The organism is Chlorobaculum sp. MV4-Y (assembly GCF_025244685.1).
In the GTDB taxonomy this organism is placed as follows: domain Bacteria; phylum Bacteroidota; class Chlorobiia; order Chlorobiales; family Chlorobiaceae; genus Chlorobaculum.
The window spans coordinates 345,366-367,925 of the sequence record NZ_CP104202.1 but is presented as its reverse complement, the minus strand read 5'-3'; the positions used below and the strand labels follow the sequence as shown (position 1 = coordinate 367,925).

The window sequence follows — 22,560 nt, the reverse complement described above, 5'->3', positions numbered from 1 at the left end:
CAAATATCTGATTTTCTAAAAAGGAATCACCGGAATATTGCGCATGTAGCGGGGTAACTGAACGCAATTTTCAGAGTTTTCCCGTAATAAAGTTTTATTACCCGACAGCAGCAATAAATACGGCGGTCAGTTCGGAGGCGCACTGGAAAAAGCGTTTACGACACTGCCAAGCAAAGTTACCAGATTTTGCCCTACCTGCGAAAGAGCCAAAATCGTAACCGTTGATATCAAAGCAGCAATCAATGCATACTCGATCATGGTTACGCCCTTTTGTGAGTTGAGTCTGATTCGCATAGCGTTACCTCCCGATCAAATTTGCTAAAATTTTCGAGTCTGGAAATTGATAAAGAACTTCCTAAAAAAAATACTACATCATATCAGTACTGTCAACCATTTGAAAAAAGGGTGATCGCCCATTATTACTCAAAACAAAATGATACTGAGAAAACGAAGATGCAGTTGAGCAGGAACGCTGACTAACTTTTGGAGAATCAACCTAAGTCGAGTAATGAGCAGCCCACAAGCCCCACGCCAGTGCGGCTACCACAAGAGCTGGTCCAAATGGCCATTCTGCCTCGGGGCTCAGACCTTTGAAGCGTCGCCACACCAGATACCAGACTACGGTAACCACACTGCCCAGCGCCACCACGTAAAGCACACCGTCAGGACCCCACCAGGCGGCCAGCGCTGCCAGAAGTTTGAGGTCACCGCCACCGATACCACTGACGCCCCTGATACGATGGAATATCAAGGCAAAACCGCCAAGCAGGCCCAGCACTACAACAGCAGATGCTGCACTGACGGCCAGACTTTGCCGGGTAAACCCAGCATAGCTGCTGAGGAGGCCCGCTAAACCCAGTGGAAGAACAATCCAGTCCGGCAGCAGAGTGGTGTCCCAGTCAATGAGGGCAAGCAAAAGCAGCGTGCTGGCCAAAACGGCCCACAGAAACGTGCCCCAGAATACCGGTTGGCTGGCGGTATCGGCTGCAGAGGCCCACAAACCGGCGTTGACCACCGGTACCCAAATGCGTCGAACCTTCGGAACAGGTTGCTCCAGGCCGCCACCGGGGCCCTGCCATTCGTACAGGGGAGCTTTTGCAGACAGCAACACCTTACGCGGAATGATGCGGGCCAAGGGCACCAGGCACAGTCCTACCCATGCACCAGCCAACCACCATGGCCAGTCTGCTAAAAAAACATGTACCATGGGGCTGAAACTCACTTATGTTTCAAAACATCAATCAACTGAATGATTGCCGGCCCCAGCATCACGATCAAAAGTGTCGGAAAAATAAACAGGCCGAGCGGCAGCACCAGTTTGACGGGAATTTTGGCGGCAAGCTCCTCGGCACGCTGAATACGTTTTGTGCGCATCACTTCTGACTGCACACGTAACGATTCTGCCATGCTGGTACCAAATTTTTCAGCCTGTATGAGCATGGAAACAAGGTCATGCAGTTCTTCAAGGGATGTGCGCAGTGCCAGGTTGCGCAATGCTTCGATGCGGGTAGCACCGGCGCGCATTTCAAGACCCGAAAGATAAAACTCCTGAGCAAGGTCGGGGTTGGTTCGGGCCATTTCCTGAGATATACGGGCTATGGCTGCGTCGATACTCATGCCTGACTCGGTGCAGACAACCATGAGTTCCAGCATGTCGGGCAGGCTGTTGCGCATGCGTTCGATACGTTTTTTCGTGATAAAGCTCATCACTATTTCGGGCAAGTAATAGCCTGCCGCAGCTGTGAGCAGCACGAAAAGCAGGAGAAGAATAAACGGGAGCTTGGGTTGGGTGAAACGCAAGAACAAAAACACCACCACCGGCAGCACAAATGTGAGCAGAGTTTTAACGGCATAGTAGTATAGAGGCGCGTTTTTGTTGCGAATACCTGCCTGCAAAAACCTGGTCCGAACGATTGAGTTTTGCCAGCCCTCTTCCGGGAGCGAAAGTTTTGAGAGAATATCGATGACCTTAGCCACTTTTTGGGGCGTCGGCTTCCTGGACACATTGGCGTCGGTCGAAGCCCAGCGCTGGCGAACGATTTGGCTCAGTCTTTTTTGACGGTATTGCCAACCCCCCAATTGTACAACGCGAGCACAACCGAGGCAACAGCCGCCCCCGAGAGCACGATGGTCAAGATTTGAAGGGTGTTTAACATTGTGGAGTAGCTTGGGTTTTAAACCTTGATCTTAACCATCATATTGAGCACATACATGCCAAAAACCATAAGACCGCCCGCAATGTAGAGGAGGATGTGGCCCTGGGGAGTGGTAAAAAGCACCAGAATGTATTTCGGGTTTATGAGAGAGATAATAGCGCCAAACACAAATGGCATACTGCCGAGAACCAGGGCTGATATGCGGCCTTCGGATGAGAGGGTGCGAACTTTACCACGCAGTTTGAAGCGTTCGCGGATGGTTGCGGCCAACCCGTCGAGCAGCTCGGCAAGGTTGCCGCCGGTTTCGTGCTGTATCATGAGAGCGATGACAAAGAAACTGAGATCGTTGCTCTGAACGCGCTCAGAAAGCTTGGCGAAGGCTTCTTTGAATGGGATACCGAAGTTCATTTCATCGAAAACGGTTTTGAATTCCCCACCCAAGGGATCGGGGAACTCCTTGCCAATCATGCCCATGGCCGAGGAAAGACTATGGCCGGCACGCAGTGAGCGCGAGATGTAGTCAAGCGCTTCGGGGAGTTTTGCGTCGAAGGCCATGCGCAGCTTCGTGGCCTTTCGGGATAACCAGAAAAGAGGCGTGCTGGCGATAGCAACAGCAAACACCAGTAGAAACAGGATGTTGGTTTTGTTCAGAAGACCAGCCAGCAACACTACCGTAAACAAGGCAAGCATAAGACCAAGGACACTCCCTGCACTGAAAGAGGTGCGAGATTGCTGAACAAGGTTAACAAGTTTCTCAAATGTTCTGGATCGTGAACGTAACCACGCTTCAAGTGCATGCTCCTCAAGGTTCGTTCGCAAGCTGCTCGGAGCTTGCCCGCCCCACTGAATAGTGCTCTGTATCTCCTTCAGTCTCTGATTTTTTGATTTGTTATTGGGATCGAAAAACTGGAACCAAACCCAATACACCAACCACATGATCAGCAGAACCGCAAAAAAAACAGATAATGATAACAAAAACGTGGACATGATGTGCACAAAGTTTAGTCTTTGGCGTCGGGGTCGAAGATCCCTTCACTGAGGTTGAGCCCGAAAGTGCGTATTTTTTCATAAACTCTGGGACGTACGCCCGTGGCTTTGAACACTCCCCGCACTGATCCGTCTGCATTAGTGCCGGTACGCTGGAAGAAAAAGATTTCCTGTGTGGTAATGACGTCGCCTTCCATGCCGATGATCTCCTGGATATGCGTGATCTTACGACTACCATCACTGAGTCGCGAGACCTGGATGATAAATTGAACCGAAGAGGCGATAAGCTGACGCAAAGCCTTGCTGGGCAGGTTGATACCACCCAGTCCCACCAGGTTTTCAAGCCTGGCCATAGCATCCCGCGGGCTGTTGGCGTGAATGGTGGTGAGCGAACCATCGTGGCCGGTGTTCATGGCTTGCAGCATGTCGATCACCTCGGAACTCCTGACCTCACCAAGCACGATGCGGTCAGGCCTCATGCGCAAGGAGTTTTTCACCAGTGCGCGCATGGTGACTTCACCTTTATTTTCAATGTTTGGCGGGCGCGTCTCCAGGCGGATGACATGATCCTGCTGGAGCTGAAGTTCAGCAGTGTCTTCGATGGTGACAATACGTTCGTTTTGCGGAATATAACCGGAAAGGATATTGAGCAGCGTGGTTTTTCCCGAACCGGTACCGCCGGAGATGATGATGTTGCACTTGACTTTCACCAGGGCGGACAACAGTTCGGCCATGGTTGGTGTGAGTGTGTTTTTTTCAATGAGGTCGTGCATTTGCAAAGGCACAACCGCAAAGCGCCTGATGGTAAGTGCAGGGCCATCGAGAGCCAATGGCGGAATGATGGCGTTGACGCGCGAACCATCGGGAAGGCGGGCATCAGCCATTGGGCTGGATTCGTCGATGCGACGCCCCACACGAGAGACGATTTTGTCTATGATTTTCATGAGGTGCGCATCGTCGCTGAAGCGAATGTCGGTCAGGGAAATGCATCCTTTTTTTTCGACATAGACATGCTCGTAACCGTTAACCATGATTTCAGAAATGTTAGGGTCTGCCAGCAATGGCTCCAAAGGCCCAAGACCCATGATTTCATTTTTGAGGTCGGTCACCAGTTTGCTGCGCTCCTGATGATTGAGAGGCAGGGCCTCCTCTTCAATCAGCTTGGTAAGCAGGACACCAAGCTCGTGGCGCAACTGATCGGCATCGAGGCTCTCTATCGAGTTGAGATCGATACGGGTGAGCAGCTTCTGGTGCAGCTTGGTTTTGGTCGAGTAATAGTCGTTCCCATTGGCGGATTCCTTGTTCTTTTTCGCCACTGAAGGGGGAAACGAAGCAGGAACCTGAACGGCAGCCGCTTTTTGAGTTTCCTCAGCGTTTTCGGGGGCTGAGAGAGGGAAATCTGCTCCTCTTTTGGTGGAGAGACTCCAGCGAGCTATTTGATCTTTAAGCGTTCCCATATCGAGCGTTTAGGCTGACTGACGCCGTTGAGTTGAGCGGCCCAGTCAACGATGGTTTTGGAAAGCTGGGATTTGGGTGCAACTTTTAGCACCGACTGACCAGACAACAGGGATTCCTGCATGGCCTCATCATCCTGAGGAATGCGCTTGCTGATTTGCCTGCCAATAACTTTTTCTATTTCATCACTGGTGATGCGAGAATTTTTATCAGCTCGGTTAAGGATGATTTCGATGCGAGAAATGGGTTTTTCAAACTCTTTACAGAGTTTTAGCAGTTGGCCTGCCCGGCGCAGCGATTGGAGTGACGGGGTGGCTACGATGCAGAGTTCGTCAAGGTGCTCGAGAACCCAAATGCCGACACCGTCTATAGATGCTCCAAAGTCAACAATAATGTAGTCGTAAAAGTTTGTAGCAATGTGAATGAGATCACTAACGCGCTCAGGTTCGATATTCACGATTTTGTCGAACGTTGCAGGTGAGGCAATGAGGTCAAGCGAGGGACTTATATGCAGCACCATGGTGTCGAGCAGCGACTTGTCGAGCCGATCGCTTTCACTGGAAATGTCAGCCAAGTCCTGACTGTGGGTGTTTCCGGTGAGATACATATCAAGATCACCAAAAGGCAAAGAGATATCTACCGCCAGCACATGAATGTCTGGCTCACGAGAGAGCGCAAATGCGAGGTTGGCCGCTAAACAGGAGCCGCCATCCCCCCCCTTAGAAGAGACAAATCCAAGAACCCTGTGCTGGCTTATGGTCGCACCTTTGGTACGAAGGTAAGCCCTTTCGATAACCTGTTGCAGGGTTCCTTCGGAGCTATCTTCGATGACTTCACGCACACCGGCGCGCATAAGCGTCATCAAATTTTCGGGATCTGCCTGTGGGTGCAACACTACGATGGCGGCATGTGGCAGCGTAAGGCAAAGCTTCTCCAGCTCCCGAATAAAACGGGGATCGGTGGGTTTAAAGCCCACTATAAACACAATGTCAGGGTTTTTTGCCTTGATCTGGCGAACCATCTCCCCTGACTCGCCCAAAAGTCGAGTCAGTTGGTGTTGACCCTGTTCAAGTTGCGAATCGGACACATCCCAAGGCTGGGGAGAGTACGTAACAATGTTCATATACTTTTATTTGACCAGAAAGGGAGGAGTATAAGCGCCAAGCGGCGTGCCAGTACCTGAACCTGGGTTGAGGCCTGGAAGGGTCGCAGGATTAATGAAATGTCCGGTAATATAGCTTTGGTTTCCATGCTTAACCACGCCGGTAATATGAAAACCGGCAATCGCGACGACAGTCTGGTAAGAGTGCGTGTCACCAACATTGTCAACAACCGGTACAGCAACATTAACATTGGTGGGTACAGAGTCGTATATGGTTGCTTCGGTACCCGGCTGGATCCAGATTTTGTCGCCAATGAATAATGGAACGCTATTACCGTTTTGGATCAGATTCCTTATAAATGGAACATTGTTAGCATCCGTCTGAAAACTGGTCCATTGGCCTGATGTGCAGGAAGCACCTGAACCGCCGGAGTAAACACTGGTGAACTGGAGATCATAGGGCTGTCCTGTGGCCGGGTCCAGCTTTGGGGCGTTATTCACTGAATCCCAATAAAGGTTGAACAGGCACGAGCCTATAGCCATGGGGAACAAGCCCGTAGCGCCCGCAGGAGGAGAGACTGCAGCAATAGCCGTGGCGTTAACGGTTCCTTCTGAAATACCAAGTATGGGAGCAAAAAACAACTGCAGGTGTTGAATGGTAATTGTGACCTGCACTGCGGGCACATATCCAGTTGGAGGAACTGTGTAGGTGTGCAGAGTGCCGTCCGGGTTACGAAGGTTCCAGTAGCTGTTGTTACTTACAACCTGCACCGTCGCGTTCTGATTTTGCGCAATCGTCTTGCCATCGGCAGAATTGACTCGTGCAAGTTCCCACGCTTTGCTATAAGCCGCTGTCCAATTGTAACTAGGGCTAACCGTTCCAGGGCCGATGAGTGAACCAGCGCCAGCCAAGGCAGCAGCGTCGGCGGCGTTCTGGAGTTCGACTTTGACTAAATGGAGTCGGGTCAGGTCAATTGCCAGTGCAATAAAGCCAAGCAATACCACCAGAACCAGCGCAAACAAAATGGTCACAATGCCACGCTGGCCATTCAGGCGTTTGTTGTAGCGTAAACGTGCCATGATTGCTCAATCCTCCTCAAGTCTCATTATGGTTGTGGCTGACAATGATAACGCATTCGAAAAAATGTAGAGCCCGGTATAATTGATGTTGGCCGTTACAGTAACCGTCCTCTGGCCCGCAGCACCCGAAACAGAGGTAGTGGCAGTTGGATTCATGCCCGGCCCAAAAGTGACAAGGTCGTTGTTTAAGACCTGCATAGCCGCGGCGTTTGCTTTGGTGATGACGTTACTGGAAACAAAATTGCCGTTGCTGTCGTAGTTGTTCGCATCGTACAAGGCTCCCATACGCGCACCCTCACGGACTGCCAGGCAAAGCACGGTTCTGTTGTAAAGGGCTACAGAAAAAGTTATCACCCCAAAAAGGAGAAGCAAAAAAATAGGCAGGATGAACGCAAATTCTACCATCACAGCACCCTTCTGGGTTTGAGTATGCTCCGAAGCCGGTGCCCGGAGCATGGCGATATTTGTGCGCATCCTGTTCATTTTATTTTGAGCCTTGAAGTTTTCCTTCGAGGAAAAGCCTGTTTGGACCTGGAGGAACAAATGTTGGAATCTCCGGCGCGATATCGGTGGCTTTAACCAGTGTCGGGTGAACAATGACGATGACCTCAACTTTTTCAGAATCCATCGAAGTGTGACGGAACAGGGCGCCGAGCAGAGGAAGTTGACCCAGTAAAGGCACGGCCTGGATTGTTTCGGTAAGATTGTCTTTCAGAAGGCCGCCGATAACAAGGTTCTGTCCCTCGTTCATTTCAACTGTGGTTGAAGCCGCGCTGACTTTAAAGGCGGGCAAATTAAATTGGCTCCCTGCAGATTGAAATTGCGAGTCGGGCTCAGAGACCTCGGGGGCAACCTTGAGCGAAATACGGCCTGCGTCCAGCACGGTAGGAGTAAATCGCAACCCTACACCATAGGTCCGTTCCTGATAGTCAACTGCTCCGTTTCCTGTTGGGGTAGGCGTATAAATTTTGCCTCCAACCAGGAAGTACCCTTCCTGACCACTCATGGCGACAATGGTGGGTTCAGCCAGCATTTTAATCCAGGTTTTTTTGCGATCTGCTTCAACCTTAAGATTTCCGCTATTATTCAGGAGAAGGTTGAGCGTAGCGTTGCTGACAAACCCTGTCATAAGGCTACTACCTGCGGTGCTACCCACACCTTGCGTCCAGCTAAAACCCAGACTCTCGATGTAGGCCTTCGAAACTTCAGCAATGCGGACTTCGAGGCGGACCTGCTGCGGGTCGCGTATTTTGAGAAGGTTGATAAAACCACGAATGCCAGATGACGCTACAGTGGCGGTGCCAGTCGTACCTGAAGCGCTTGATACTCCGGTCATGCCGGATATGCTGGTTCCCCCCGATGTGCCTGTGGCGGCCTCACTTTTACTGGTCAGGGTGGCTTCTGGGGTGACATCCGGAACAGTGCCCCCCAAAAAGGTTTTTACCAGGCGGATAGCGGTTTCAGCAGCCAAAGCGTTGGAAACGGAACCAGCCAACACCAAGGCATCCCCCGATGAGTATAGCTGAATATCGTGCTCTTTCGGCAAAACAGCTCTCAACAGGTCCTGTATGGTTTTGACATTACGGCTGACGACCAGTGGAGCAGTGGTGGAGTTGCCGTTTTTGCCCCAGACAATAAGATTGGTAGCACCTGTTTTTTTGCCCGACAGATAGATTTCTGAGGGGCTGATCATAATAAAATCTGCAATGGCAGGGTCCCCCACAGCAACACGTTTGGCTGGCGCAGCAAGCCGGTAGACCCTCGATTCACCTTCAGGAACAGAATAGCTCGAAGGTGTGTATGCAGAAAAATCCATCACGCGTACGCGTGAGTACCTTTTGGCCGCAGGTTTCCGATAGACCTTTTTTGCCACAGGTGCAGGAGTGGTTTTGGTGGTTACAGGCGCAGGAGCAGCTGTTTTGGCTACGGGTGCCGGTGCGACCTGTTTTGCGGGTACAGGAGTAGCTTTTTTAGCTATGGGTGCCGGTGCGGCCACTGCAACCACAGGGGCTGGAGAGGCCAGTACAACCACGGGAACTGCGCCAGAAAGTGCCACAAGGGCACTCATCCCGCAGGCCAGATGCTTTACGCATGTCAAATTCATGTCCATGTTGGCTTATGGTGTGGTAGCTTGTTGGCGGCTGATGCCGCGAATTTCTTCGGTTCCACGGTATTGACGCGCAGGTGAAGCTTGTGAAGCTCGCGGAGGCGCTGCTTGCAGAGCTTGAGAAGGCGCTGCCTGTGCAGGCTGCGAAAACTTGGTTGCAACACCACGCTGCGGATAGACAACATCAGGCAGACGGGTGCCCACAGAGTTTACTACGGTGGTGTCAAGTTCGTTGCGTAGAACCAGGGAAAGCGCGCCGATATTACGGGCCAGATCAAGTTTTTCTGATTCTTGCGGTGAAAGCTCAAGAGTCACCGCATTAACAACTTTCGGCTTGTCTTTTTCCGCAACGGTATCCTGTTCCACAGCCAATACCTTGACTCGCGACAGCACTATTCGGGAAAACGGCTGGCCGCTGACGTCTCTGCCGCTGACCAGAACATCCACATAACTGCCGGGCAGGGCAAATCCGGCAACCCCGACCACATCATTCACACGAACGCTAATGGCGCGCTTGCCTTTCGGGATTATCGAGGATAGCCCGCCGGTCGCACCAGTTGGAGCAAGCTTGCCAGGCAGAACAGGCTCACCAGGGATCATGGAGACAAGAGCAATTCGGCCAACCACATCCGCAGTCCGGCTGAATGCCTCTTGCGGCACAACCGAACCTGACCAACTGATAGCCTTGATTTGTTCGCCCAAAATAGGCTTGCCGGCGTCGATAGGCTGCTCAACGATGACAACACTGGGCCCTGAAGCTTGAGGACCGCTCATCATGCGAGCTGCGATAAAAGCTGTCATCGCACCCAAAACGAGTGCGATGACAACAAAGATTGGTCGTTTCACTGTTAATCTGTAAAAGAGTTTTTACGTAGTAAAAGCGCCTATGCGTGACCAGGAAACCAATTACGTCGTGAGCTTGCTACCGATATAGCTGAAAATATTGTTCAGGCTCGATCCAACAGTCACAAGAACCGCAATCACCGCCACAGCAATCAGAGCGGCAATCAAGGCGTACTCAATCATGGTGACACCTTTTTGTGACTTGACGGGGAAGAGCTTGTTCAAAGCCGCCATCAACGTGTAAACGATCATGTTTAGCATGATTTTTTCCTCCATTTGTTTTTAGTTAACCAGAAATTGTAATCGTCAGTTTTTTCTTGGACGAGCCGCCTTGGGACCAGCGAGACAAGGGGAAAAATATTAAATACCTACCGTTGCTTATAGCAAACCTGTCTTTTCGGCAAATCCTTGCGAGGTTTTTTACTGTTTCATAACAACCGGTCTGTATTGGCCAATTATTTTAGGTCTTCACTCTAAACAGCGGGGTAGTGTTCCCATATATAATGTACACACGCGCAATGAACTAACCAAAATAAAAATAACAGGCACAACCGAACCTGACCAACTGATAGCCTTGATTTGTTCGCCCAAAATAGGCTTGCCGGCGTCGATAGGCTGCTCAACGATGACAACACTGGGCCCTGAAGCTTGAGGACCGCTCATCATGCGAGCTGCGATAAAAGCTGTCATCGCACCCAAAACGAGTGCGATGACAACAAAGATTGGTCGTTTCACTGTTAATCTGTAAAAGAGTTTTTACGTAGTAAAAGCGCCTATGCGTGACCAGGAAACCAATTACGTCGTGAGCTTGCTACCGATATAGCTGAAAATATTGTTCAGGCTCGATCCAACAGTCACAAGAACCGCAATCACCGCCACAGCAATCAGAGCGGCAATCAAGGCGTACTCAATCATGGTGACACCTTTTTGTGACTTGACGGGGAAGAGCTTGTTCAAAGCCGCCATCAACGTGTAAACGATCATGTTTAGCATGATTTTTTCCTCCATTTGTTTTTAGTTAACCAGAAATTGTAATCGTCAGTTTTTTCTTGGACGAGCCGCCTTGGGACCAGCGAAACAAGGGGAAAAATATTAAATACCTACCGTTGCTTATAGCAAACCTGTCTTTTCGGCAAATCCTTGCGAGGTTTTTTACTGTTTCATAACAACCGGTCTGTATTGGCCAATTATTTTAGGTCTTCACTCTAAACAGCGGGATAGTGTTCCCATATATAATGTACACACGCGCAATGAACTAACCAAAATAAAAATAACAGGCACAACCGAACCTGACCAACTGATAGCCTTGATTTGTTCGCCCAAAATAGGCTTGCCGGCGTCGATAGGCTGCTCAACGATGACAACACTGGGCCCTGAAGCTTGAGGACCGCTCATCATGCGAGCTGCGATAAAAGCTGTCATCGCACCCAAAACGAGTGCGATGACAACAAAGATTGGTCGTTTCACTGTTAATCTGTAAAAGAGTTTTTACGTAGTAAAAGCGCCTATGCGTGACCAGGAAACCAATTACGTCGTGAGCTTGCTACCGATATAGCTGAAAATATTGTTCAGGCTCGATCCAACAGTCACAAGAACCGCAATCACCGCCACAGCAATCAGAGCGGCAATCAAGGCGTACTCAATCATGGTGACACCTTTTTGTGACTTGACGGGGAAGAGCTTGTTCAAAGCCGCCATCAACGTGTAAACGATCATGTTTAGCATGATTTTTTCCTCCATTTGTTTTTAGTTAACCAGAAATTGTAATCGTCAGTTTTTTCTTGGACGAGCCGCCTTGGGACCAGCGAGACAAGGGGAAAAATATTAAATACCTACCGTTGCTTATAGCAAACCTGTCTTTTCGGCAAATCCTTGCGAGGTTTTTTACTGTTTCATAACAACCGGTCTGTATTGGCCAATTATTTTAGGTCTTCACTCTAAACAGCGGGGTAGTGTTCCCATATATAATGTACACACGCGCAATGAACTAACCAAAATAAAAATAACAAACAGCGCATAAGAAGCATAGGCCTACAATTGTCAAAACAGGTAATTTTATATCATATAAATCATTATTAAAAAATAATATATGATGATTTACTAAATCCGTTCAGAAGCACGGCCGCATAATCAGCAAAAAGTATTTGAACCTGAGCATCAAAAGGCAATCTGACCTGCTGAATCTTTATACATTCAGCTCTTTAGATAACTACATAACAGAGACTGCTGTTCAATAATCATTCTGCCAATTTTCGATAAGCGTTCGGACACCGACAACAACATTGATAACCGACATGAATAAAAATGCTCAAAAACGCGGAAAAACGGGGATTTTCAGGGGATTTTCAGGAAAAGAAAAAGCCCTGTAAGACAATAGCTTACAGGGCTTTAGGAGGGATGTGGGCGGTAGAAGATTCGAACTTCTGACCTCTACCGTGTCAAGGTAGCGCTCTAACCAACTGAGCTAACCGCCCGTCCGAGAAGACCTCAATATAGGACTTTCCCGATCGAATACAAACTCTTTTTATGCGATTTTGCGCTCCTCTCCGTCCTTTTTCTCGTACACTGGCTCGCTGGTTTTGTCGATGGTTTCAGGGGTGATGACACACTTCTGCACATCCTTGAGGGTGGGCAGCTCGAACATGATGTCGATCATGACGTTCTCCAGCACGGAACGCAGCGCGCGTGCGCCGGTGCCGCGTTCGATAGCAATATCCACCACCCGATCGAGCGCTTCGTCCATGAATTCGAGTTCCACACCATCCATCTCGAACAGACGCTTGTACTGCTTGACGAGCGCGTTTTTCGGCTCGACAAGAATGTTCCGCAATGCGGCGGCGTCAAGCGGCTCGAGCACGCTCATGACGGGTAGCCTGCCGATGAATTCGGGGATGAGGCCGTAGTCGTGCAGATCGTCCTGCGTGACAAGCTTGAGAATCTCCGGATCGTAGCCTGTCTGCTTGTCCTTGACCTTCGAGCCGAAACCCATCGATGATTTCGAGACGCGGCGAGCGATGATTTTGTCGAGTCCTTCGAACGCGCCACCGCAGATAAAGAGGATGTTCTTGGTGTTGATGTTGATCAACTGCTGCTCCGGATGCTTGCGCCCGCCTTTCGGTGGTACGCCGACAACCGAACCTTCAAGAATCTTGAGCAACGCCTGCTGAACGCCTTCGCCAGAGACATCTCTCGTGATGGAAACGTTGGCCGATTTACGGGCAATCTTGTCAATTTCATCCACGTAGATGATACCGCGCTCGGCACGTTCGAGGTTGAAATCGGAGGCGTGGAGAAGACGCGCAAGAATGGTCTCCACGTCGTCGCCTACGTAGCCTGCTTCGGTAAGCGAGGTGGCGTCGGCAATGGTGAAAGGCACTTCGAGCAAATTGGCGAGCGTCTGGGCAAGCAGCGTCTTGCCGGTGCCGGTTGGACCGATAAGCAGAATATTGCTCTTTTCAATCACCACATCGTCTTCAGAAGACCAGTCGTGGGCATCGAGACGCTTGTAGTGGTTGTAGACCGCCACTGCAAGCGATTTTTTTGCCTGCTCCTGACCGATAACATAATGGTCAAGAGCCTCCTTGATGTTCAGGGGACTCTTCAGACGGGGCTGAAATGCGGGTTCTGCGGGCTTTTCCGGATGGCGGATAGCGCTTATTTCCTTGCGCAGGATTTCAACCGAGCTGAGAATGCAGCGGTCACAGATGAAGGCACTCGGTCCGGCGACCATACTGTTGACTTCATGGCTGGTTCTGCCGCAAAAGGAGCAGACGACCGGCGGTTCCGATCCGTAACCCTTCCTTCCGCCGCCCTGGTCTTTACGCGGCTCTTTGTCTTTGATCATTTGGTAGCGTTAACTTCTCTCTTCATAATCCCATGCGGGCGAGGCTGTCGAGCACGTGCTGGATCATCATGCTGAGCTGAGGATGCTCCTCCTCGAAATGACCCACTGCTTTGCCCATTCTATCAGTCAGACTCTCCTCATTCTCGGCGGCCTCCTTACCGCCTTCGACAAGCTTCGAGATGTCTTCATTCAGCGTGGCAAGCACCTCTGCGGTCTTTTCATCGACCGTTCCAATCTGCCCCAGCTCCTGATGCAGGGTTTCGAGCAGCTCCCTCAGTTTTTGCTGTTCCATACAACGTATCCGGAGTTATTCAGCCATTTTCGTTCTCTTGCAACACTCTTGTCTGTCGACTCGTTCATGGCAGGCTGGTGCAACCCATCAGGAATCGGTCACACTCCCTCGCAGCGGCGCGCCCCTCGTTGATCGCCCAGACCACGAGACTCTGGCCACGGCGTGCGTCGCCCGCGGCGAAAACCTTGTCAAGGCTGGTGCGGTAGCTTTTCTCGTCAGCTTTGATGTTACTGCGGCTGTCCTGCTCGACGCCGAGCGACTGCAGGAGTTGTGCTTCCGGCCCGAGGAATCCCATCGCGAGCAACACAAGCTGGGCCGGAATGATCTCTTCGCTGCCGGATACCGGCACGGGAATGGTGCGGCCCTCCTGTTTGATCCACTCGACCTTCGAGACCTCGACGGCACTGACCTGTCCGTTCTCGCCGATGAACTTCTTGGTCATCATGAGATAGCGGCGCGGGTCCTGACCCTGCACGGCGGCAGCTTCCTCCTGGCCGTAATCGACCTTGAAGACCTTCGGCCATTCGGGCCACGGGTTGTCGTCCTGACGAAAATCGGCCGGTTTCGGCATGATTTCGAGCTGGATGACGCTCTTGCACCCCTGACGCAGCGAGGTGGCAACGCAGTCGGTTCCGGTGTCACCACCGCCGATCACGACGACATTTTTGTCTTTTGCGGAGAGCGCCGGTTCGGTGCCATCGAGAACCGATTTGGTGCTGGAACGGAGGAACTCCATCGCGTAGTGGATGCCCCCAAGCTCGCGTCCTTCGGCATTCAGATCACGCGGATTGGTTGCGCCGGTGCAGAGTACCACAGCGTCAAACTCCGAGAGCAGCTTGTCAGCGGGATAGTTCACGCCAACTTCGGTGCTGGCGACGAACTCCACGCCCTCGGCGCTCATGAGATCGACGCGGCGCTGCACCACAGTCTGCTTGTCGAGCTTCATGTTCGGAATACCGTACATGAGCAGACCTCCGATACGGTCGTCACGCTCAAAGACCGTGATCGTATGTCCCGCCTTGTTGAGCTGGTCGGCGCAGGCAAGGCCCGACGGGCCGGAACCCACGACAGCCACCTTTTTACCGGTGCGAACAGCAATCTGCTTCGGTTCGACCCATCCTTCGGCGAAGGCATGTTCGATGATCGAGCACTCGATATTCTTGATGGTCACCGGCGGCTGGATAATGCCGAGCACGCAGGAGCCTTCGCACGGAGCGGGGCAGACGCGGCCCGTGAACTCCGGGAAGTTGTTGGTTTTCATCAGCCTGTCGTAAGCATCGCGCCAGAAGCCGCGATAGACGTGATCGTTCCACTCGGGGATAAGGTTGTGAATCGGGCAGCCAGCAGTCATACCGCTGAGCATGAAGCCCGAGTGGCAGAACGGCGTGCCGCAATCCATGCAGCGCGCGCCCTGATCGCCGAGCTGTTCAGCCGACATCTCCCCGTGGAACTCGTTCCAGTCCTTTATTCTCTCCAGAGGCTCCCTGTCTGCGGGAAGGACTCTCCGGTACTCCATAAATCCTTTCAGTTTACCCATAAGTCGTAATACGTTGTTCAGGCGACTCGCCCAATTTCAGTTCCCCGAGACGCGGGAAGGATCATGCACGTTCTTTTCAAAAGCGGCCATAACGGCTTCATCGCCGGTCATACCCATCGTTTCGACCTCTTTCATGGCCTCAATGGCGCGTTTGTAATCGTTCGGCAGCACCTTGACGAAGCGCTGCGAGGCGTTCGGCCACGTTGCGAGCATGCCCTTGCCGAGTTCGCTGCCGGTAACCTCCACATGCTGCTCGATTTTCGAGCGGAGCCATTCGAGCTCGTCCTCGGCTTCGACCGCCGAGAGGCTGACCATTTCAAGGTTGCAGCGTCCGGCGAATGCGCCATCGACGTCGTAAACGTAGGCCACGCCGCCCGACATGCCCGCCGCGAAGTTGCGACCAGTCTTGCCGAGAATGACCACCTTGCCACCAGTCATGTACTCGCAGCCGTGGTCGCCCACCGACTCGACAACCGCCTCCATGCCGCTGTTGCGCACGCAGAAGCGCTCGCCAGCCATACCGCGGATGAAGGCCTCGCCGGAGGTCGCGCCGTAGAAGGCCACGTTACCGACGATGATGTTCTCTTCAGGCACGAACTTCGACGATTTCGGCGGGTAGGCGATGATCCTGCCGCCCGAGAGGCCCTTGCCGATGTAGTCGTTGGCGTCGCCAACCAGCTCGATGGTCATGCCTTTCGGAATAAAGGCACCGAGGCTCTGACCAGCCGAACCGATAAACTTCAGATGGATGGTGTCATCCGGCAGTCCCTTGCTGCCATGAGCTTTCGTGACCTCGTGACCAACAATGGTGCCTGCGACACGGTTGATATTCTTGATCGGCAGCGTGGTCGAAACCTTCTCGCCGCGCTTGATAGCCGGTTCGCAGATCGCCATGAGTACGCGCATGTCGAGGCTCTCCTCGATACCATGATCCTGCGTCGTGGTGCAGTACGGCGTATCGTTGTCACCGGTATCGACCTGATGCAGAATCTTGGAAAGATCGACGCCCTTGGCCTTCCAGTGCTGGATGGTGCGAGAGGTGGCAAGCAGATCGGAGCGGCCAACCAGCTCGTTGAGCGTGCGGATGCCGAGTTTTGCCATGTACTCGCGCACACCCTGGGCGAGGAAGCGCATGAAGTTCTCGACGTGCTCCGGCTTGCCCTTGAAGTTTTTGCGAAGCTCCGGATTTTGCGTGGCAATGCCGACCGGACAGGAGTCGTCCTGGCAGCAACGCATCATGATGCAGCCCATCACCACCAAACCGGTGGTGGCGAAACCGAACTCCTCCGCACCGAGCATGGCCGCGATGACGATGTCACGCGCGGTCTTGAGCTGACCGTCCGCCTCGACGACGATGCGGCTGCGCAGGTTGTTGAGCATGAGCGTCTGGTGCGTTTCGGCAAGACCGAGTTCCCACGGCATACCGGCGTGCATGATGCTCGAAACCGGCGATGCGCCTGTGCCGCCGTCGTGGCCACTGATGAGCACCACGTCGGCGTGAGCTTTGGCGACGCCCGCCGCGATGGTGCCAACGCCGACCGTCGAGACCAGCTTGACGTTGATGCGCGCCGACGGATTGGCGTTCTTGAGATCGAAGATCAGCTGCGCCAAATCTTCGATGGAGTAAATATCGTGGTGCGGCGGCGGCGAAATCAGCCCGACGCCGGGGGTAGAGTGGCGGGTCTTGGCAACCCACGGATAGACCTTGGTGCCGGGCAACTGGCCACCCTCGCCGGGCTTGGCACCCTGCGCCATCTTGATCTGAATCTCCTCGGCATTGGTCAGGTACTCGCTGGTGACGCCGAAACGTCCCGACGCGACCTGCTTGATCGCCGACATGCGGCTGTCGCCGTTGGCGTCGCGCACGAAGCGCTCCGGCTCCTCGCCGCCTTCACCGGTGTTGCTCTTGCCGCCGAGGCGGTTCATCGCAATGGCGAGCGTCTCGTGCGCCTCCTTGCTGATGGAGCCGTAGGACATGGCACCGGTCTTGAAGCGCTTGACGATTGACTCTACCGGTTCGACCTCGTCGATCGGGATCGGCTTCTCGGAGAAGCGGATATCCATCAGACCGCGAATCGTGCAGTAGTGCTCGCTCTGGTCATCGATGAGCTTCTCGTACTTCTTGAACAGTTCGTAATCACCCGTCCGGCAGGAGTGCTGGAGATAGTGGATCGTCTCCGGATTGAAAAGGTGGAACTCGCCGTCGTGACGCCACTTGCGGTCGCCGCCAGCTTCGAGGCCGCGATTGACCTTGTTGCCTCCGGGCGGGAATGCCGCCTCGTGACGCTTGCGGACCTCTTCGGCCAGCGTGTCGAGGCCGATGCCCTCGATGCGCGACGGAGTCTTGGTGAAGTAGGTATCGACTACCTCGGTGTTCAGGCCGACCGCCTCGAAAATCTGTGCACCACGATAGCTCTGCACGGTCGAAATGCCCATCTTGGCCATCGTCTTCACCACGCCCTTCACGGCCGCTTTCACGTAGTTCTTGATCGCCTTCTTCTCGTCGTGCATGATGCGCCCCTCGGCCACCTGCTGGCTGACGGTCTCGAAAGCAAGATACGGATTGATCGCCCCGGCACCGTAGCCGATCAGCATCGAGAAATGGTGCACCGTGCGCGGCTCGCCCGACTCGACGATCAGGCCAACCTTGGTTCTGAGGCCTGCACTGATGAGAAAGTGGTGGAACCCGGCAAGCGCCAAGAGCGCTGGAATCGGCGCACGCGAATGTTCAAGTTCGCCCTTGTCGGAGAGAATGATGATGTTGACCCCGTCGTGGTTGATCGCCTTTTCGGCCTGGCGGTACAGGTCCTGCATCGTACACTGGATGCCCTGACCACCCTCTTCCACATTGTAGAAGATCGGCAGGGTGATCGCCTTGAAGCCCGGCTTGTCGATGCCGCGAATCTTTTCGAGGTCCTCGTTGGTCAGGATCGGGTGAGGAATCCTGATACGGCGGCAGTTAATTTCGTCCGATTCGAGCAAATTGCCTTCGGAGCCGAGCATGACGGTTGTGGAGGTGACAATCTCCTCGCGGATCGAGTCGATCGGCGGGTTGGTCACCTGGGCAAAGAGCTGCTTGAAATAGTCATAAAGCAGCCTCGGACGGTTGGAAAGCACTGCCAGCGGCGTATCGTTGCCCATCGAGCCAATGCGTTCGATGGCGTTCTGGGCCATCGGCCTGATGTGGAGCGTGAGGTCTTCGTTGGTATAACCAAACGCCTTCTGGCGGGCGGTAATGCTGTAGTTGTCCTCGTCGGGATTCTTCATGCGCTCACGCTCCGGCAGTGAAGCGAGATCGATGACATTGCGCTCGATCCACTCCGTGTATGGCTTCTCCGAAGCGATGCTCTTCTTGATCTCCTCGTCGGAGATGATGCGCCCCTCCTTGGTATCGACCAGGAACATGCGCCCCGGCTGGAGGCGATCTTTCTTGATGATCTTTTCGGGATCGATGTCGAGCACGCCGACCTCTGAGGCCATCACCACCAGGTCGTCGCTGGTTATATAATAACGCGACGGGCGCAGGCCGTTACGGTCGAGCACCGCGCCGATCTGGATACCATCGGTGAAAACCACCGATGCGGGGCCGTCCCACGGCTCCATGAGGCAGCTGTGATATTCGTAGAAGGCGCGTTTGTCCGGGTCCATCGATTCGTTGCCAGACCACGGCTCCGGGATGACCATCATCGCCGCGTGAGCCATTGAGCGGCCGCACATGACGAGCAGCTCGAACGCGTTGTCGAGCGTGGCCGAGTCGCTGCCCTCTTCGAGCAGGATCGGCTTGATCTCTTCCAGCGCGCCCTTGAAGATGGAGGACTGCATGTTCTTTTCGCGAGCCTTCATCCAGTTCACGTTGCCGCGCAGCGTGTTGATTTCGCCGTTGTGGCTCAGGAAGCGGTACGGATGGGCGCGATCCCAGCTCGGGAAGGTGTTGGTGCTGAAACGCGAGTGCACCATCGCGATGGCGCTCTCCATGTCCGGATCTTTCAGCTCGGGATAGAACTCCTCGACCTGCTCCGGATTGAGCATACCTTTATAGACAATCGTGCGCGATGAAAAGCTCGAAGCGTAGAAGTAGCCGCTGCCGAGCAGGCCAGAGGTGAATCGGACGCGCTTGAAAATACGGCGGCGGATGATGTAAAGCTTGCGCTCGAACTCGATATCGGTCATGTTGTCGCTGCCGCGGCCAACGAAAATCTGCTTGACCACCGGCTCCTGCGAACGGGCGGTCTGGCCGAGGGTGGAGTTGTCGGTCGGCACCTTGCGCAGGCCGAGATATTTCTGCCCCTCTGCCTGCACCATCTGGCGGCAGATTTCCTCAATGGCGCGGCGCTGCGAGAGATCGGGCGGAAGGAAAACCATGCCGACACCGTAATGGCCTGCGGGGGGCAGTTCGATATTCCTCTGGGCGCACACTTTACGCATGAACTTGTCGGGAATCTGCATCAGAATACCAGCGCCATCACCGGTGTTCTTTTCGTAACCGGTAGCTCCACGGTGCTTCATGTTCACCAGCACCTGCAAGCCCTGCTTGATGATCTGATGAGACTTGACCCCCTTGATATTGGCTACGAAACCAACACCGCAGGCATCATGCTCGAACTGTGGATCGTACAGGCCCCCTTCATGCTTTGCTTTCATATTTTCAGGCACATCAATTCAGAAAAATTCAAAAATACAGGACTTTCCTTGTGCAAAGGCCAGAATATAAGGTATTGAACAGAAAATTCATGACCTTTTACCTTCAAGCCAAAAGCTCCACGCCAAACAGAATGTCGCGGAACCGGAAGTCCTTGAAAGTTCAGGCTTTGCCCTGTTTGGCGACTGCCTCCACCTTTTTCTTCAGCTCCTCCTGGTCGCCCAGATAGTAGCTCTTCAGCGGCTTGAGATCGTCGTCGAGTTCGTACACCAGCGGAATACCGGTGGGAATGTTCAGGCCAACGATATCCTCGTCGGAGATATTGTCGAGATATTTGACCAGCGCCCGGAGCGAATTGCCGTGGGCTGTAATGATGACATTCTTGCCATCGCGAATCTGCGGAGCAATGGTTTCGTGCCAGTAGGGCAGGAAGCGCGCGACCGTATCCTTCAGACACTCCGTCGCGGGCAGCTCCCCAGCGGAGAGCGAGGCGTAGCGCGGATCTTTGCCTGGCCAGAACTCATCGTTCTCGGTGAGAGCCGGTGGCGGCGTGTCGTAGCTGCGGCGCCAGACGAGCACCTGCTCGTCGCCGTGGCGCTGTGCAGTCTCTGCCTTGTTGAGTCCCTGCAATGCACCGTAGTGGCGTTCGTTGAGACGCCAGTTTTTCGTAACGGGAATCCACATGAGATTCATCTCGTCGAGCACCGTCCAAAGCGTCCTTATGGCGCGCTTGAGCACCGAAGTGTAGGCGAGGTCAAACACGAAACCCTCATCCTTGAGCAACTGGCCAGCGGTTCTCGCCTCTTCTCTTCCTTTCTCGGAAAGATCGACATCCACCCATCCGGTGAAACGGTTCTCCCGGTTCCACTGGCTTTCGCCGTGCCTCAGCAGGACAAGTTTCTTCATGTAACGCTCCTTGTGCTCGTAAATTGATTCTTGAAAAAGAAAAGAGTGCGCCATTTACAGGCTTGGCAATTTAATATTCTGAAAAACCATTCTCAAACATTCTCTCAGCGACGTGCGACCCCCTGAAATACCTGAGGCAAGGGTATTTTTTATACGGCGTTGAACACCCTGTTATGGCATTATCGTTCGAAATATTATATCTTATATGCTTTTTGACGCTTGATGACCGAACCTGAGTTCAGGGCAACGGCTACCGTTGCCCGTCGGACGGTGGAACAAGCCAGCGCCCTCCGGGCTGCACCTCAGTAACCAGCACGTATCAGATCTGAACACCATGAACGTCAACAATTTCAGATTAAAGCTCGGCGGCAAAGAGTTCGTCCCCATCGTCATCGGCGGCATGGGAGTCAATATCTCGACTTCGGAGCTTGCCTTGTCGGCGGAACGGCTGGGAGGCATTGGCCACATTTCCGATGCCGAGGTGATGTTTGTCTGCGACCAGCTGTTTGGTACCTCATACGTAGCCGACAAGCGCCAGATATATGCGTCGAACATCAACAATCGCGACAAATCGTCGGTGCATTTCGAACTGGAACAGCTCGCCGAAGCGCAGAAGCGGTTTGTATCCCATACCATCAGTCAGAAAACAGGCAATGGAGCGATCTTCATGAATTGCATGGAGAAGCTCACGATGAACAACTCCGCCGCCACGCTCAAGGTACGCATGGAAGCTGCGTTGGATGCGGGGATCGACGGCATCACACTGGCTGCGGGCCTGAATCTCAGAAGCCTCGATCTCATCAGCGAGCACGAACGGTTCCGCGACGTCAAGCTCGGCATCATCATCTCTTCGGTGCGGGCACTCTCGATCTTCCTGAAACGAGCCATGCGTTTGCAGCGGCTGCCAGACTATATCGTGGTCGAAGGCCCGCTGGCCGGAGGCCATCTCGGCTTCAGTCCGGACGACTGGCAGTCGCAAAGTCTGCAATCCATCGTGGCCGAAACGCTCGCCTTCCTCAAAAAGGAGGATCTGGATATTCCGATCATTCCAGCGGGTGGCATCTTCACCGGCACCGACGCGGTCGAGTACCTGCAAGCGGGCGCTGCCGCCGTGCAGGTGGCCACGCGATTCACCATCGCCAAAGAGTCGGGCCTTCCGGACGAGGTCAAGCAACATTACCTCAATGCAAGCCCGGAGGATGTGGAGGTCAACCTTTCATCGCCAACCGGTTATCCGATGCGGATGCTGAAACAGTCGCCTACCCTGCTCTACGGCATAAAGCCGAACTGCGAAGGACTTGGCTATCTGCTCGACAACGATGGTAAGTGTTCCTATATCGACGACTATTACCAGTCGCTCGAATCGAGAGACCCTGCTGCAAGCCGTTTCGTCGTCAAAGGCCACACCTGTCTCTGCACCGGCATGGCACGCTATGATTGCTGGACTTGCGGCCATACGGTCTCGCGCCTGAAAGAGACCACCAACCGGCTGCCGGACGGTTCGTGGCAACTGCCATTTGCGGAGGATATTTTCATGGACTACCTCCTGAGTGAAAACCACTCGATCAGGAAACCGGAGATCGAAAAACAGCCGTGATCTCTGGCTGTTTTT

The 22,560-nt window shown here is 53.3% G+C and carries 21 protein-coding genes and 1 tRNA gene; 1 reads left to right on the top strand and 21 read right to left on the bottom strand.

Annotated elements, in window-relative coordinates; translation table 11 throughout:
* Positions 1 to 126 precede the first annotated feature (126 nt).
* From NY406_RS01765 to gpmA, 21 genes are all read right to left on the bottom strand, one after another.
* The gene (locus NY406_RS01765) at positions 127 to 258 is read right to left on the bottom strand and encodes a Flp family type IVb pilin (protein ID WP_260534952.1); all 132 of its coding nucleotides are present in this window, start codon (positions 256 to 258) and stop codon (positions 127 to 129) included.
* Between the two features lie 238 nt (positions 259 to 496).
* The gene (locus NY406_RS01760; RefSeq protein WP_260534950.1) at positions 497 to 1,222 is read right to left on the bottom strand and encodes a prepilin peptidase; all 726 of its coding nucleotides are present in this window, start codon (positions 1,220 to 1,222) and stop codon (positions 497 to 499) included.
* Positions 1,219 to 1,977: a type II secretion system F family protein gene (locus NY406_RS01755; RefSeq protein ID WP_260534948.1), complete on the bottom strand. Its 759-nt coding sequence runs from the start codon at positions 1,975 to 1,977 to the stop codon at positions 1,219 to 1,221. The genes NY406_RS01760 and NY406_RS01755 overlap by 4 nt, the downstream gene beginning before the upstream one ends.
* A 197-nt stretch (positions 1,978 to 2,174) precedes the next feature.
* The gene (locus NY406_RS01750) at positions 2,175 to 3,143 is read right to left on the bottom strand and encodes a type II secretion system F family protein (RefSeq protein WP_260633723.1); all 969 of its coding nucleotides are present in this window, start codon (positions 3,141 to 3,143) and stop codon (positions 2,175 to 2,177) included.
* Positions 3,144 to 3,157: 14 nt separating this feature from the next.
* A complete protein-coding gene (locus NY406_RS01745) occupies positions 3,158 to 4,600 on the bottom strand; it encodes a CpaF family protein (protein ID WP_260534946.1) in 1,443 nt (480 codons plus the stop codon).
* Complete coding sequence (locus tag NY406_RS01740) at positions 4,576 to 5,721, bottom strand: AAA family ATPase (RefSeq protein WP_260534944.1); 1,146 nt, start codon at positions 5,719 to 5,721, stop codon at positions 4,576 to 4,578. Before NY406_RS01740 ends, NY406_RS01745 begins: the two co-directional genes overlap by 25 nt.
* Positions 5,722 to 5,727: 6 nt before the next feature.
* The gene (locus NY406_RS01735) at positions 5,728 to 6,780 is read right to left on the bottom strand and encodes a pilus assembly protein TadG-related protein (RefSeq protein ID WP_260534942.1); all 1,053 of its coding nucleotides are present in this window, start codon (positions 6,778 to 6,780) and stop codon (positions 5,728 to 5,730) included.
* 6 nt (positions 6,781 to 6,786) lie between these two features.
* Entirely contained in the window at positions 6,787 to 7,263 is a 477-nt protein-coding gene (locus NY406_RS01730; protein ID WP_260534940.1) for a TadE/TadG family type IV pilus assembly protein, read from the bottom strand.
* 1 nt (position 7,264) lies between these two features.
* Positions 7,265 to 8,890, bottom strand: coding sequence for a type II and III secretion system protein family protein (locus NY406_RS01725; protein WP_260534939.1), 1,626 nt, complete (start codon positions 8,888 to 8,890; stop codon positions 7,265 to 7,267).
* Positions 8,891 to 8,896: 6 nt separating this feature from the next.
* Positions 8,897 to 9,733, bottom strand: a complete 837-nt coding sequence (gene cpaB, locus NY406_RS01720; protein ID WP_260534937.1) for a Flp pilus assembly protein CpaB — start codon at positions 9,731 to 9,733, stop codon at positions 8,897 to 8,899.
* Positions 9,734 to 9,793: 60 nt separating this feature from the next.
* Positions 9,794 to 10,006, bottom strand: coding sequence for a Flp family type IVb pilin (locus NY406_RS01715; RefSeq protein ID WP_260534931.1), 213 nt, complete (start codon positions 10,004 to 10,006; stop codon positions 9,794 to 9,796).
* A gap of 192 nt (positions 10,007 to 10,198) precedes the next feature.
* Positions 10,199 to 10,465, bottom strand: coding sequence for a hypothetical protein (locus tag NY406_RS01710; RefSeq protein WP_260534935.1), 267 nt, complete (start codon positions 10,463 to 10,465; stop codon positions 10,199 to 10,201).
* A gap of 60 nt (positions 10,466 to 10,525) precedes the next feature.
* On the bottom strand, positions 10,526 to 10,738 hold the full coding sequence (locus NY406_RS01705) for a Flp family type IVb pilin (RefSeq protein ID WP_260534931.1): 213 nt from the start codon (positions 10,736 to 10,738) through the stop codon (positions 10,526 to 10,528).
* A gap of 192 nt (positions 10,739 to 10,930) precedes the next feature.
* On the bottom strand, positions 10,931 to 11,197 hold the full coding sequence (locus tag NY406_RS01700; protein WP_260534933.1) for a hypothetical protein: 267 nt from the start codon (positions 11,195 to 11,197) through the stop codon (positions 10,931 to 10,933).
* 60 nt (positions 11,198 to 11,257) lie between these two features.
* Entirely contained in the window at positions 11,258 to 11,470 is a 213-nt protein-coding gene (locus NY406_RS01695) for a Flp family type IVb pilin (protein ID WP_260534931.1), read from the bottom strand.
* A gap of 660 nt (positions 11,471 to 12,130) precedes the next feature.
* Positions 12,131 to 12,204: transfer RNA gene (locus NY406_RS01690), tRNA-Val, on the bottom strand.
* 50 nt (positions 12,205 to 12,254) lie between these two features.
* Complete coding sequence (gene clpX / locus NY406_RS01685; protein WP_260534929.1) at positions 12,255 to 13,574, bottom strand: ATP-dependent Clp protease ATP-binding subunit ClpX; 1,320 nt, start codon at positions 13,572 to 13,574, stop codon at positions 12,255 to 12,257.
* Positions 13,575 to 13,596: 22 nt separating this feature from the next.
* On the bottom strand, positions 13,597 to 13,866 hold the full coding sequence (locus tag NY406_RS01680) for a DUF4404 family protein (protein WP_260534927.1): 270 nt from the start codon (positions 13,864 to 13,866) through the stop codon (positions 13,597 to 13,599).
* Between the two features lie 64 nt (positions 13,867 to 13,930).
* Positions 13,931 to 15,403: a glutamate synthase subunit beta gene (locus tag NY406_RS01675; RefSeq protein WP_260534925.1), complete on the bottom strand. Its 1,473-nt coding sequence runs from the start codon at positions 15,401 to 15,403 to the stop codon at positions 13,931 to 13,933.
* Positions 15,404 to 15,439: 36 nt separating this feature from the next.
* Positions 15,440 to 20,044, bottom strand: a complete 4,605-nt coding sequence (gene gltB / locus NY406_RS01670) for a glutamate synthase large subunit (RefSeq protein ID WP_260534923.1) — start codon at positions 20,042 to 20,044, stop codon at positions 15,440 to 15,442.
* A 160-nt stretch (positions 20,045 to 20,204) separates the two neighbouring features.
* A complete protein-coding gene (gene gpmA / locus NY406_RS01665; RefSeq protein WP_260534921.1) occupies positions 20,205 to 20,948 on the bottom strand; it encodes a 2,3-diphosphoglycerate-dependent phosphoglycerate mutase in 744 nt (247 codons plus the stop codon).
* A gap of 334 nt (positions 20,949 to 21,282) precedes the next feature.
* On the opposite strand from gpmA, the gene NY406_RS01660 reads away from it, so the two are divergent.
* Positions 21,283 to 22,545: a nitronate monooxygenase gene (locus NY406_RS01660; RefSeq protein WP_260534919.1), complete on the top strand. Its 1,263-nt coding sequence runs from the start codon at positions 21,283 to 21,285 to the stop codon at positions 22,543 to 22,545.
* The last annotated feature ends 15 nt before the right edge of the window (positions 22,546 to 22,560 follow it).

Bases quoted from the DNA above. Each gene is read 5' to 3' on its own strand.
- NY406_RS01765 (WP_260534952.1), bottom strand. From the start codon at position 258: ATGATCGAGTATGCATTGATTGCTGCTTTGATATCAACGGTTACGATT.
- NY406_RS01750 (WP_260633723.1), bottom strand. From the start codon at position 3,143: ATGTCCACGTTTTTGTTATCATTATCTGTTTTTTTTGCGGTTCTGCTG.
- NY406_RS01745 (WP_260534946.1), bottom strand. From the start codon at position 4,600: ATGGGAACGCTTAAAGATCAAATAGCTCGCTGGAGTCTCTCCACCAAA.
- NY406_RS01740 (WP_260534944.1), bottom strand. From the start codon at position 5,721: ATGAACATTGTTACGTACTCTCCCCAGCCTTGGGATGTGTCCGATTCG.
- NY406_RS01735 (WP_260534942.1), bottom strand. From the start codon at position 6,780: ATGGCACGTTTACGCTACAACAAACGCCTGAATGGCCAGCGTGGCATT.
- NY406_RS01730 (WP_260534940.1), bottom strand. From the start codon at position 7,263: ATGAACAGGATGCGCACAAATATCGCCATGCTCCGGGCACCGGCTTCG.
- NY406_RS01725 (WP_260534939.1), bottom strand. From the start codon at position 8,890: ATGGACATGAATTTGACATGCGTAAAGCATCTGGCCTGCGGGATGAGT.
- NY406_RS01715 (WP_260534931.1), bottom strand. From the start codon at position 10,006: ATGGAGGAAAAAATCATGCTAAACATGATCGTTTACACGTTGATGGCG.
- NY406_RS01705 (WP_260534931.1), bottom strand. From the start codon at position 10,738: ATGGAGGAAAAAATCATGCTAAACATGATCGTTTACACGTTGATGGCG.
- NY406_RS01695 (WP_260534931.1), bottom strand. From the start codon at position 11,470: ATGGAGGAAAAAATCATGCTAAACATGATCGTTTACACGTTGATGGCG.
- clpX (WP_260534929.1), bottom strand. From the start codon at position 13,574: ATGATCAAAGACAAAGAGCCGCGTAAAGACCAGGGCGGCGGAAGGAAG.
- NY406_RS01680 (WP_260534927.1), bottom strand. From the start codon at position 13,866: ATGGAACAGCAAAAACTGAGGGAGCTGCTCGAAACCCTGCATCAGGAG.
- NY406_RS01675 (WP_260534925.1), bottom strand. From the start codon at position 15,403: ATGGGTAAACTGAAAGGATTTATGGAGTACCGGAGAGTCCTTCCCGCA.
- gltB (WP_260534923.1), bottom strand. From the start codon at position 20,044: ATGAAAGCAAAGCATGAAGGGGGCCTGTACGATCCACAGTTCGAGCAT.
- gpmA (WP_260534921.1), bottom strand. From the start codon at position 20,948: ATGAAGAAACTTGTCCTGCTGAGGCACGGCGAAAGCCAGTGGAACCGG.
- NY406_RS01660 (WP_260534919.1), top strand. From the start codon at position 21,283: ATGAACGTCAACAATTTCAGATTAAAGCTCGGCGGCAAAGAGTTCGTC.